Source organism: Bacillus bingmayongensis (assembly GCF_000299035.1).
Taxonomy (GTDB): Bacteria; Bacillota; Bacilli; order Bacillales; family Bacillaceae_G; genus Bacillus_A; species Bacillus_A bingmayongensis.
Window position 1 is genome coordinate 173,619 of the sequence record NZ_JH921519.1, and the last position, 10,460, is coordinate 184,078.

9 protein-coding genes and 3 pseudogenes are annotated in these 10,460 nt (G+C 37.3%); 6 read left to right on the top strand and 6 right to left on the bottom strand.

Annotated features, from left to right (window positions below):
• Positions 1-146: 146 nt before the first annotated feature.
• Both Y7E_RS0121990 and Y7E_RS0121995 read left to right on the top strand, forming a co-directional pair.
• Positions 147-326: pseudogene (locus Y7E_RS0121990) on the top strand (transposase); the annotation flags it as partial.
• A gap of 429 nt (positions 327-755) precedes the next feature.
• Positions 756-1,628 (top strand): YitT family protein, encoded by an 873-nt coding sequence (locus tag Y7E_RS0121995; RefSeq protein ID WP_026049304.1) that lies wholly within the window; start codon positions 756-758, stop codon positions 1,626-1,628.
• A gap of 318 nt (positions 1,629-1,946) precedes the next feature.
• Here Y7E_RS0121995 and Y7E_RS0122000 read toward each other — a convergent pair whose 3' ends face one another.
• Positions 1,947-2,384, bottom strand: a complete 438-nt coding sequence (locus Y7E_RS0122000) for a DUF4362 domain-containing protein (protein ID WP_017153400.1) — start codon at positions 2,382-2,384, stop codon at positions 1,947-1,949.
• Positions 2,385-2,613: 229 nt separating this feature from the next.
• Here Y7E_RS0122000 and Y7E_RS0122005 point away from each other — a divergent pair, with 229 nt between their 5' ends.
• The gene (locus tag Y7E_RS0122005; RefSeq protein ID WP_017153401.1) at positions 2,614-4,023 is read left to right on the top strand and encodes a branched-chain amino acid transporter BcaP; all 1,410 of its coding nucleotides are present in this window, start codon (positions 2,614-2,616) and stop codon (positions 4,021-4,023) included.
• A gap of 18 nt (positions 4,024-4,041) precedes the next feature.
• Here Y7E_RS0122005 and Y7E_RS0122010 read toward each other — a convergent pair whose 3' ends face one another.
• From Y7E_RS0122010 to Y7E_RS0122025, 4 genes are all read right to left on the bottom strand, one after another.
• Positions 4,042-4,653 carry a hypothetical protein gene (locus tag Y7E_RS0122010; protein WP_017153402.1) on the bottom strand — a complete coding sequence of 204 codons (612 nt, stop codon included), beginning with the start codon at positions 4,651-4,653 and terminating at the stop codon, positions 4,042-4,044.
• Positions 4,650-5,411, bottom strand: coding sequence for a MerR family transcriptional regulator (locus Y7E_RS0122015; RefSeq protein ID WP_017153403.1), 762 nt, complete (start codon positions 5,409-5,411; stop codon positions 4,650-4,652). The genes Y7E_RS0122010 and Y7E_RS0122015 overlap by 4 nt, the downstream gene beginning before the upstream one ends.
• A 96-nt stretch (positions 5,412-5,507) precedes the next feature.
• The gene (locus Y7E_RS0122020; protein WP_017153404.1) at positions 5,508-5,735 is read right to left on the bottom strand and encodes a hypothetical protein; all 228 of its coding nucleotides are present in this window, start codon (positions 5,733-5,735) and stop codon (positions 5,508-5,510) included.
• Between the two features lie 53 nt (positions 5,736-5,788).
• Positions 5,789-5,986 carry a helix-turn-helix transcriptional regulator gene (locus Y7E_RS0122025; protein WP_017153405.1) on the bottom strand — a complete coding sequence of 66 codons (198 nt, stop codon included), beginning with the start codon at positions 5,984-5,986 and terminating at the stop codon, positions 5,789-5,791.
• A 212-nt stretch (positions 5,987-6,198) separates the two neighbouring features.
• Between Y7E_RS0122025 and Y7E_RS32075 the strand changes: the two are divergent.
• Positions 6,199-7,681 (top strand): annotated as a pseudogene (locus Y7E_RS32075) (IS1182 family transposase).
• Positions 7,682-7,702: 21 nt separating this feature from the next.
• Here Y7E_RS32075 and Y7E_RS0122045 read toward each other — a convergent pair.
• Entirely contained in the window at positions 7,703-8,725 is a 1,023-nt protein-coding gene (locus Y7E_RS0122045; RefSeq protein ID WP_017153407.1) for a YeiH family protein, read from the bottom strand.
• 423 nt (positions 8,726-9,148) lie between these two features.
• Between Y7E_RS0122045 and Y7E_RS0122050 the strand changes: the two genes are divergently transcribed.
• Together Y7E_RS0122050 and Y7E_RS0122055 are read left to right on the top strand one after the other, a co-directional pair.
• Entirely contained in the window at positions 9,149-10,042 is an 894-nt protein-coding gene (locus Y7E_RS0122050) for a LysR family transcriptional regulator (protein ID WP_017153408.1), read from the top strand.
• 60 nt (positions 10,043-10,102) lie between these two features.
• Positions 10,103-10,276: pseudogene (locus tag Y7E_RS0122055) on the top strand (flavodoxin family protein); the annotation flags it as partial.
• Between the last annotated feature and the right edge of the window lie 184 nt (positions 10,277-10,460).

A 10,460-nucleotide genomic window follows, 5' to 3' on the forward strand; every position in this document is an offset into this window, starting at 1 on the left:
GTATATTTTCGTTAAAATGTTGGCGATACGCCAAGAAACACAAAAGAGTCCTATTTATTTAGGACTCTTTTTTCAGGCTGTTTTTATATCTGAACCTCTTTGTATCTGTCAACACCGATAAAAAAGAGGAAAAGGAGAGATTCATGATGATGGGTGCATTGAAAAATCATCGCGATGAGCTTGTATCAGTTTCTGTAGAAGAGTTATTTCCACAAGATCATTTTCTTCGTGCAATTGAAGTCACTATTAATTTCGATTTTATTGAAGAGAAGTTACGTCCTTATTACTGCGAGAATAACGGTCGTCCCAATAGAGTAAACCCTATTGATACAAGAGTTAAATCTTGAGAACAAAGGCTTCATGATGTCTCATATAACTTGTTTCAAATATCTTAACGTTGTTAAAACAGTAAGTTTATATTGAGCCATGGGCTTAACGTTGTAAATCCGCATTTTCCTGACGCTACCCCATTTATAAAACTAATCATTAAATATTTATAGAGGTCCCACCCCATTTCCATCAAGTTAAGAAATTTGTTGTTCCCCAAAACAATAAAAATAAATTACAGCTTAAAAGAAAATTGAATATCTTTTTTACATTTTAGAAAAGATTGCGAAGATTTCCACTTAAAGAGGCGCAATATTTCAATAAGTATTCTGATGGTAATGTGTTAGAATAGTTATTAGGAATGAGTCTAACTAATTAGAAAATGTGTAGTAATGAAAAGAGAAAATAGTTTGAAACGAGGAAATTATATGAATAAAACCAAAAAGCACAAGCCCAATAAACTAAAAATCAGTTTACGAGCATTAATGATTATTATTGGGGCATTTATAACAGCATATGGACTAGAAGCGGTATTAATCCCAAACAACGTATCAGATGGTGGTGTGACGGGTTTAAGTATCGTTAGCTCACAACTATTTGACTTACCATTAGGGCTTCTAATTGCAGTCATTAACATCCCTTTCGTTTGGTTAGGGTATAAGCAAATTGGTAAAAATTTTGCTATTTATTCGGTTATCGGTATTGCTTCACTAGCAATCGGTACTATCCTTATGCACCAAGTGCCAACTATTATTGAAGGTGATACATTATTAGTTACCGTTGTTGGCGGGATTATCATCGGTTTTGGTATGGGGTTAGCATTGCGTAATGGTGGAGCATTAGATGGAATTGATATGTTAGCCGTATTACTTTCTCGAAAATTACCTTTTGGGACGAGTGACCTCATCTTATTTTTAAACATGTTTGTCTTTATTGTTGTCTCAACAGTATTTGGTCTTCAAGGGGCTATTCTTTCAGCAATTGCTTACTTTATTGCTTCCAAAGTAATTCACATCGTTGAGGTAGGTTTAAGTGGTTCTAAAACATTTAAAATTATCACAAAGGAACCTGAATTAATGGTAGAGACAATTCGAGATCGTTTAGGTCGAAGTGCAACGTATAATGAAGTTTACGGCGGTTATTCAAATGAACAATTTAAAGAAATCACTTGTGTCATTAACCGTTTAGAAGAAAGTAAAATGAAAGAAATCATTCATGAAATTGATGGAAATGCCTTTGTTACGGTATATGACGTAGCAGAAGTAAAGGGCGGTAATTTCAAAAAACATGATATTCATTAATTACAACCTAGAAAATTTTAATATAATTTCACCAAAAATCACCTTTTTAGTTTTACACATATGAGACGATAAAAGAGCCAATTTCCTTAGCGTACAGGAAATCGGCTTTTTCTATGTGAAAAATCGATTAGCGTACGAAATTCTTGCTTTGTTGTTGCTACCTCTATAAAGTGAAACTTCCATCAGTGAGGATTCATCATCCCCCACCTATCTTCCTCGTTTCTCTTTGAATCTTGAGACGTGTTTCTTACTACTCACAAATAGTGGGATAAACATAGAAAAGGGAAGAATCTTTCTTTATATAAGTCCCTTCCTTTTTTAATCCCATTTATTTTGCTGCACGCTTAACAAGTGATATCCATTATGACCAGCTTCTTTCGCACAATCATGTAGTGGATACCTTATATCTTCACGAGTATCTTTTATTATCCTTTTACAAGTATCAAAGTAAATCCTTTTATCTTTACCTGCAAATCTATCATGAGAACTATCTGACGTATAGCTAATTTCTTTTCCATCGTATTTTAGTGTTTGAAAGATCGGATCCCCTTCGTGTGTATAATTCACAATGCATATTTGATCTATTTCACCTTTTTCAACATTCGTGACGAATTCCTCGAATTTATGTAAGTTAGAAACTTTATATCCTTTTGCAATCACATCATTATTCTCATCAATTTTACTGTCGGGGTGTGAACATGCTACTAAACTGCCAATACAAAATAGAAAACACAATGAAGCAATTCCTTTTCTCATATTCAATCCTCTCCAGCTCGTTTTAGCTTTATACTATCATTCAACACGAAATCAGTTGGAAGAAAAATTCAAATAAACTTATAAATATAAAAGGGAGAATTTTCTAAAAAATAATTATTTACAAAGTTATTTTTTCACATTAGAATACAAACTACAAGGATTCGACATTATACGACAAAACGCTACTAATATTCAGAAAATTATAACAACTAGAAGGTGAGGAATCTCTATGAATCTATTTCGTAAAAAATCGATTTCGGCATTGTTAGCACAATCCGAGCAGAAAGGAGCCGCTTTAAAGAAAGAACTCGGTGCATTCGATCTAACAATGTTAGGTGTGGGTGCGATTATTGGAACCGGAATTTTCGTTCTTACCGGTGTTGTCGCGGCAGAGCATGCAGGACCAGCACTTATTATATCGTTTATTTTATCCGGTTTAGCCTGTATCTTTGCGGCACTATGCTATTCTGAATTCGCTTCAACTGTACCGGTTTCAGGCAGTGCGTATACTTATAGCTACGCGACATTTGGAGAGTTAATCGCTTGGATTTTAGGATGGGATTTAATCTTAGAATACGGATTAGCTTCATCGGCTGTTGCATCAGGCTGGTCGGGTTATTTCCAAGGACTATTGAGTGGATTCGGGATTACATTACCTACAGCTCTAACAAGCGCATATAATCCTGAAGCAGGAACATACGTAGACTTACCGGCAATCTGTATCATTTTTCTAATGACATTGTTATTAACAAGGGGAGCAAAAAAATCAGCTCGTTTCAATGCCATTATGGTAGCTATAAAACTCTTTGTCATCCTTCTATTTATCGGCGTTGGTGCTTTCTATGTAAAGCCTGAAAACTGGACACCATTTATGCCGTTTGGCTTCTCTGGCGTAACAGCTGGAGCGGCAACTGTATTCTTTGCTTATATTGGATTTGATGCTGTATCAACAGCCGCTGAGGAAGTAAAAAATCCACAGCGTAACATGCCAATCGGCATTATTGCTTCTTTAACAATCTGTACTATTTTATATATTGTCGTTTCATTAATATTAACTGGAATCGTTCCATACGACCAATTAGGTGTAAAAAACCCTGTTGCCTTTGCACTACAATACATTCAACAAGATTGGGTCGCTGGTTTCATTTCTTTAGGAGCAATTGCTGGAATTACAACTGTATTACTCGTTATGCTATATGGACAAACACGTTTATTTTACGCAATCAGCCGCGATGGTTTACTACCAAAAGCACTCTCTCGCGTAAATAAAAAAACAAAAACACCTGTTATCAATAGTTGGGTCACTGCAACTATGGTTGCTTTCTTTGCTGGTTTTGTTCCTTTAAACAAACTAGCAGAATTAACAAATATCGGTACATTGTTCGCATTCATAGTAGTATCAATTGGAGTAATTATCTTACGCAAAAAACACCCACAACTACCTCGTGCTTTTAAAGTGCCATTGGTACCATGGATTCCCGCTTTAGCTGTTCTATTCTGTGGATACCTGGCATTGCAATTACCAGTAACAACGTGGATTGGCTTTGCTGTATGGCTTGTAATTGGACTTGTTGTCTATTTCAGCTATGGTTACAAAAATAGTACTCTTCAAAAAGAAAAAACAGAAGACGTTGCATAGAAAAAAGCTGTTGTCCAATTAGGACGACAGCTTTTTTTCTTTTTTAGGAAAAATGACATATGAAAATGTAATTACCGTATCAATTAAAAACACAATGCCCCATACTTGGCTCACACGACTTGCCGCCTCATTTAAAACAATGCCCTTTTCAGGCCAATCTCCCCACTGTTCAATCGGCACGAGCCCATACATGAAGAAAAATACAATATGAACAACAGTAAATAAAATGAGATGTAGGCTCCATTGTCCGATTTCTTGCTTCGTATAAGCCCAGCCCGTTAATTCTAATGGAGATTCTATATTAGGAATGGGCTCATTTCGCCATTTCGCAACAAGTTTTTGCACGTGTATATCCAATTTCTTTAAATCTTTTTTTCCATAAAAGAGTGCATATAACAATATCACTATCGTAATAATTTGAAAGTTAGAAAACTTACCAGTTTCATAATAATCAATTACACCTAATACTAAAATAAAGACTTCATTTAAAAGCAGTACAATCCCTGCAATGAAGCTCGCTTTTCGCAATCGAAATCCGTAGCGAAGTAAAAAGAAACCAATGGCTGTTACCCAAAACACAATTTCTGCACCGATTAAGAAATACCAACGATACTCTGCAAGTATACTCATTTCCCGCGCTCCCTCTCATCATATATACGAAAAGCCTCATCCATATACGCTAGAAGCTCCTCTTCAATTGGATACATACTCATTTTCTGTGAATCCTCTTTCGATTTTCGAACTTCCCATAATTTATCTAGAAACGCTTCATCACCATTTGCCATCTCCATACATTTCGCCATTAACCTTTTTGTAGCCTCTTGCACGTCATCATAAGATGCATCCTTTTCTTCTTTCATAAAGCTGCGTAACTGTTTTAACAAATCCACCCATTCTCGAACATTCGCATCTTCCTCACTCATATTTGGCAAATTGTGAAGAAGCTTTCGTTCCTCATCTGAAAATATCTTTTGCTGAAACATTTCACGTATGCGAGGAGATTGTTGTGAAAGCTGAATCAGCTCGAACATGATTTTCCAATCCAGCTCTCCTTCAAGTTCTGCTGAATACACAACAGCCTGTAAAATTCGTTCCATCCGGTTGAACTTTTTCTGTTCTTCTTGTACAAACTTAAGCTGTTTTTCCAAAGTTTCCTTTAAGCTGAATTCATCTGTTACTAACATATTCGTAATCTCTTTTAATGAGAAACCCATTTCTTTTAAAAATAAAATTTGCTGCAAACGAATGACATCTGCTTCGCTATATAAACGGTGTCCACCTTCTGTTTTTCCGCTTGGTTTCAGCAAATTGATTTGATCATAATAACGAAGTGTTCTCACTGTAACACCCGTTTCCTTTGTAAGTTCTTGAATCGAAATCATTTCCATCCCCCTTTCTCCTTTATTGTAAAAGATGACGTAACGTAACTTTCAAGCATTTTTGTAAAAAAATGAAAAAAAGCTGATTCATGAATTAACCAGCTTTTACGGAAATAATATTTTTTGAATTGTACGTCCACATGTCAAAACAATCACACCAACTAAAACGCTTGTTGCCGTTTTGTGATAGTGCGCTGATACTAGTAAATAATACGATAACCCAACAACCCCAATAACAACAAGTATACTCGGCACTGGATTGTGAACAAAATTTTGCATACCCCATATAAATGCAAATAACGCTGCAATCACACATAAAACCGCTAATCCCATTCTGTTTTCCCCTTTATTTATCTATTTACAATCTTTATGCTCTCTTCTCCCCCTTATTCCAACGTAAATATTTCCTCCACACTCATCCCAAAATACTTTGCAATCTTTAGCGACAATTCCAGACTCGGATTGTAATGATGATTTTCAATTGCCACAATCGTCTGCCTCGTTACTTGCATCGCTTTCGCCATTTCAATTTGTGTAATATTACTTTGTTTTCTTAGTTCTTTAATCCTGTTTTTCACACCCATAGGCTCCACCTTCAAAAGTAAAGATATCTTTACTTGAATTATAAATATTTCCCAGTTGAAAGTAAAGATATCTTTACAAAACAAAAAGGAGACATATTAACTATGTCTCCTTTTTCAGGCTGTGGAGAAAGTTTGCTCCACAGCCTATTTTTGTGTCTGAACCCTTTTTTATCTGTCAACAATGATAAAAAGAGGAAAAGGAGCGATTTATTATGATGGGTGCATTGAAAAATCATCGCGATGAGCGTGTATCAGTTTCTGTTGAAGAGTTAGTTCCACAAGATCATTTTCTTCGTGCAATTGAAGCGACTATTAATTTTGATTTTATCGAGGAAAAGTTACGTCCTTATTATTGTGAAAACAATGGTCGCCCTTCTATTCATCCTATCGTCTTATTCAAAATGATGTTTATTGGCTATTTTTATGGTATTCGATCTGAACGTCAATTAGAAAAAGAGATTAAAACTAATATTGCGTATCGTTGGTTTTTAGGGTTTTCTTTATCGGATTCAGTACCAGACCACACTCCACAATCAGTTGGAACCGTCGTACTCGTTTTATTCATACAAATATTTTTGAAGAAATCTTTAATGAAATTGTACGTCAAGCGATGGAACATCGTATGGTGGGTGGGCGCGCATTGATGACAGATTCAACTCATGTGAAAGCAAACGCAAATAAAAATAAATTTGTACACAAAGTAAAAAAAGAGCGCCCTAAATTATATATGGAAGAATTAGAAGCGGCAGTTATAAAAGATAGGGAAAAACACGGAAAAAAGAATTAAAACCAAGAAAGGAACGTGATACCCCAATCAAAAAAACACGTGTAAGTACAACAGATCCAGATAGTGGCTTTTTAATGCGAGATGGAAAACCGAACGGTTTTCATTTCTTAGATCATCGTACAACGGATGCGAAATATAATGTGATTACAGATACATTTATTACGGCTGGAAATGTAGCGGATTCCGAGCCGTATTTAGAGCGACTTCAAGCACAAGTTGATAAGTTTGGATTTCAAATAGAAGCAGTGGCACTTGATGCTGGCTACTTTACAGGTTATATCTGCAAAAAATTATCGGAACAGAATATATTTATGGTGATGGGGTATCGCCGGTTTGGAAAAAGAAATAAAGACGTACCAAAAAGCCAATTTAAATACGAAAAAGAAACAGATGTATTTGCCTGTCCAATGGGATGTATTTTAGAATATGCGACAACCGATCGAGAAGGATATCGCCAATATAAGTCTAATCCAACAGATTGCGCAGTTTGTCCGTTGCGTAACAAATGTTTCTCAGAGAAACAAAAACAGAAGGTCATTACACATCACATTTGGGAAGAGTATAAAGATATTGCACGAAAAAACAAATTAACAAGTACAGGTAAAAAACTATATAAGGTACGCTGTTCTACTATTGAACGAAGCTTCGCGGATGCCAAAGAGCTACATGGCTATCGATACGCTCGGTTCCGGGGGCTGAAGTCTGTCCAAATGCAGGCTTATCTCACCGCAGCTTGCCAAAACATGAAAAAAATAGCCCTTCACCTGACCAAAAAGGGTCAGGTGAAGGGCTATTTTTCTAGCTTCTATCACTTTTTATTGTTTTCATTCACTAAAATATTAAAAAAATTCCAGAGTGTCGGAAACCCTAAAGGGTTTCCCAACACTCTGAAAAAGGAGACATATTAACTATGTCTCCTTTTTGTTACCTTACATAAAGCCTAACGCATATACAAGAATATAACCAAGAACCGAAAGGCAAACAGATCCTACTAATCCTGCGACAAATGCTTTACTTCCTAATTTACGGAACGTCGTAAACTCTACATTTAAACCAAGCCCCGCCATTGCCATCGCAATGAGCATATAAGCAATGATTACGATATACCCTGCGATCACCTCAGGTATAACACCTAATGAATGAAATGCACTCATTGCCAAGAACCCTAAAATAAACCATGGAATCGGAATATCACGCCAAGAGCCCTTTTGCCCATTTCCCTCACTACGCTTAAACCATAAACCAATTAAAATCGCCACTGGTACAAGCATGGCAACGCGCGTTAATTTTACAATAACCGCAATATCAACAGAAGCGCTTCCGCCTGGCGCCGCCGCGGCGATGACGTGTGCAATTTCATGCAGTGTCGCTCCAGAAAATACACCGTAACTGTAAGGAGATAGGCCAAGAACCGGATATAATAAAGTATAGATCAGTGTGAAAATTGTACCTAGAATTGCAATAATTGCGGCACCGACCGCCGTTTCATCGTCCTTCGCTTTCACTTGTGGCGCAATTGCCACCACTGCGGCCGCGCCGCAAATCGCTGTCCCGCACGCTGTTAAAATTCCAAGCTTCTTCTCTACTTTAAAAACGCGTGTTAATGCGTATACAACAACAAGTGTAAATGCAATAACAACCGCGGCAATAACCAACACTTTTGGCCCAGCCTTTGCGATATCAACAAGATTCAAACGCATTCCCAGCAAAATGATTCCGAACCGAAGTAACTTCTTACTAGCAAAATTCGTTCCCGCGATTGCTTCATAAGGCACACTAATTGTCGCTCTCCAAATCATCCCAATTAGAATAGCAATAACTAATTGTCCCATAATATTTAAAAATGGAAGCTCTGCTAAATATTTCGCGGCAATCGCAATCAACAACGTAATCCCAATCCCCTGCGAAAATCCGAGACGCTTCTTCTTTTGTATAACAAGTGTTTGTTCCACTTTGGACCACTCCAATAATCGTATTGGAACATGCATGTTCTTTATATTTACATTATAGAAGAGTTTTAATGATAAGTTTAATACCAATATACAATCTCAATCATCAACAAAACTTATGATAGAATAAAGTGAAACTTTAATCAGCCCTCACCAATCGGGCTTTTACGGGCAGTTTATCTCCCACCTAACTTCTTTAGAAAAGTGGAAGCGGATCGCTCAGAATCGCAGGACGTTGGAGCACCCGACAGAGAGGCGCTTTTTGCCTCGTCCGAGGGGGCGAAACGACCGGAGATTCTAGCCGCTAGAGCTGGACAATGCTTTCGCCGAATTTTGAGGTGGGAGTATTACTGACCGCAAATAGCGGGGTAAACGAAAAGCACAAACGGCTATCCCACAGTCGTAACAAAAAAAGGAGCGAATACAATGAACGTCGACATTTTAAAAATATTCGTGACTGTCGTAGAACAAAAACATTTCTCTCGTGCAGCTGAACTATTAAACCTTTCACAACCAGGCGTCAGCATGCATATTCGTAATTTAGAAAATGAATTTGGCACCACGCTCATTCAGCGTTCTCCAAAGCATGTGCAAGTAACCGAAGCTGGTAACATTTTATACATACATGCAAAGCAAATGCTATCGCTTTATGAAGAAGCTAAACAAGAGATTAATGAATTACACAACGTTGTCACAGGAACACTGCGCATCGGGGCTAGCTTTACAATTGGCGAGTACTTACTGCCCAAAATATTAGCACGCTACGCCAACGAAAATCCGCACGTAGAAGTGCATACCTTCATCTCCAATACAGAAGAAGTCCTTCAAAGCATTCGCTCGAATCAAATTGACATTGGTTTAGTAGAAGGGCAGGTCGTGTACACCGATATTGATGTAGAAACCTTTATGGATGATGAAATGAAACTTGTCGTTCCACCCAAACATCCCCTCCTTAGCGCATGTACAATAAACGAGGATTCGCTACAAGACCAAGTATGGGTACTCAGAGAAACTGGATCCGGAACCCGCGCCTATAGCGATCGCTTTATCCACCATCACCACTTAAAGATGAAGCGCTTCTTTACATTTAGCAGTATACAAAGTGTCAAAGAAGCTGTCGCTGCTGGTCTTGGCATTGCTATCCTTTCAGATTGGACCGTACGAAAAGAACTACTAGCAGGAGAAATCTTTCACATTAAAGTTCCAAATGAAAAGCTTACCCGCCCCTTCTCCATCGTTCGTGGTAAATACTTTATCCCTTCAAAAGCCATTCAAGTCTTTTTAGATCATGTTCAATTATTTGCGAAAAAACAGAGTTGACCTTCACACTAATGTGAAGGTTTACAATATATATAAAAGGGGTGGAAGGCAGTGCGAATTGGAGAATTATCAAAGCAAAAAGCTTTACCGCTCATTGCGCAATTTCAATACATCTTTGACTTTATCGGCTCTTCATTTGAAGGCTATATTATTGGTGACGCCAATGCACCGGATGAAATTTCAAACGATAAAGAAGCACTAGCGAAAGTCAAACTATACAATGAACGGTTTTAAAAATAATAGCCTTGAATTGAAACAAATTCATACTTGTAAGGAAGTACTCTAATGTCTTTCCTATATATCGACGAGGCCGCTGGAATTTCCCAAGAAATATCGATAATTTGACACAAGATATCGGCGTTTCTACAACATTCGGCCTCCGTAAACATCAAAAAAAAAAAAAAAAAAAAAACGCGCC

Coding starts and splice junctions, on each gene's coding strand:
- Y7E_RS0122000 (WP_017153400.1), bottom strand. CDS start 2,384: ATGAGAAAAGGAATTGCTTCATTGTGTTTTCTATTTTGTATTGGCAGT.
- Y7E_RS0122020 (WP_017153404.1), bottom strand. CDS start 5,735: ATGGGATTAGCGGTTTTATGTGTGATTGCAGCGTTATTTGCATTTATA.
- Y7E_RS0122015 (WP_017153403.1), bottom strand. CDS start 5,411: ATGGAAATGATTTCGATTCAAGAACTTACAAAGGAAACGGGTGTTACA.
- Y7E_RS0122025 (WP_017153405.1), bottom strand. CDS start 5,986: ATGGGTGTGAAAAACAGGATTAAAGAACTAAGAAAACAAAGTAATATT.
- Y7E_RS0122005 (WP_017153401.1), top strand. CDS start 2,614: ATGAATCTATTTCGTAAAAAATCGATTTCGGCATTGTTAGCACAATCC.
- Y7E_RS0122050 (WP_017153408.1), top strand. CDS start 9,149: ATGAACGTCGACATTTTAAAAATATTCGTGACTGTCGTAGAACAAAAA.
- Y7E_RS0122010 (WP_017153402.1), bottom strand. CDS start 4,653: ATGAGTATACTTGCAGAGTATCGTTGGTATTTCTTAATCGGTGCAGAA.
- Y7E_RS0121995 (WP_026049304.1), top strand. CDS start 756: ATGAATAAAACCAAAAAGCACAAGCCCAATAAACTAAAAATCAGTTTA.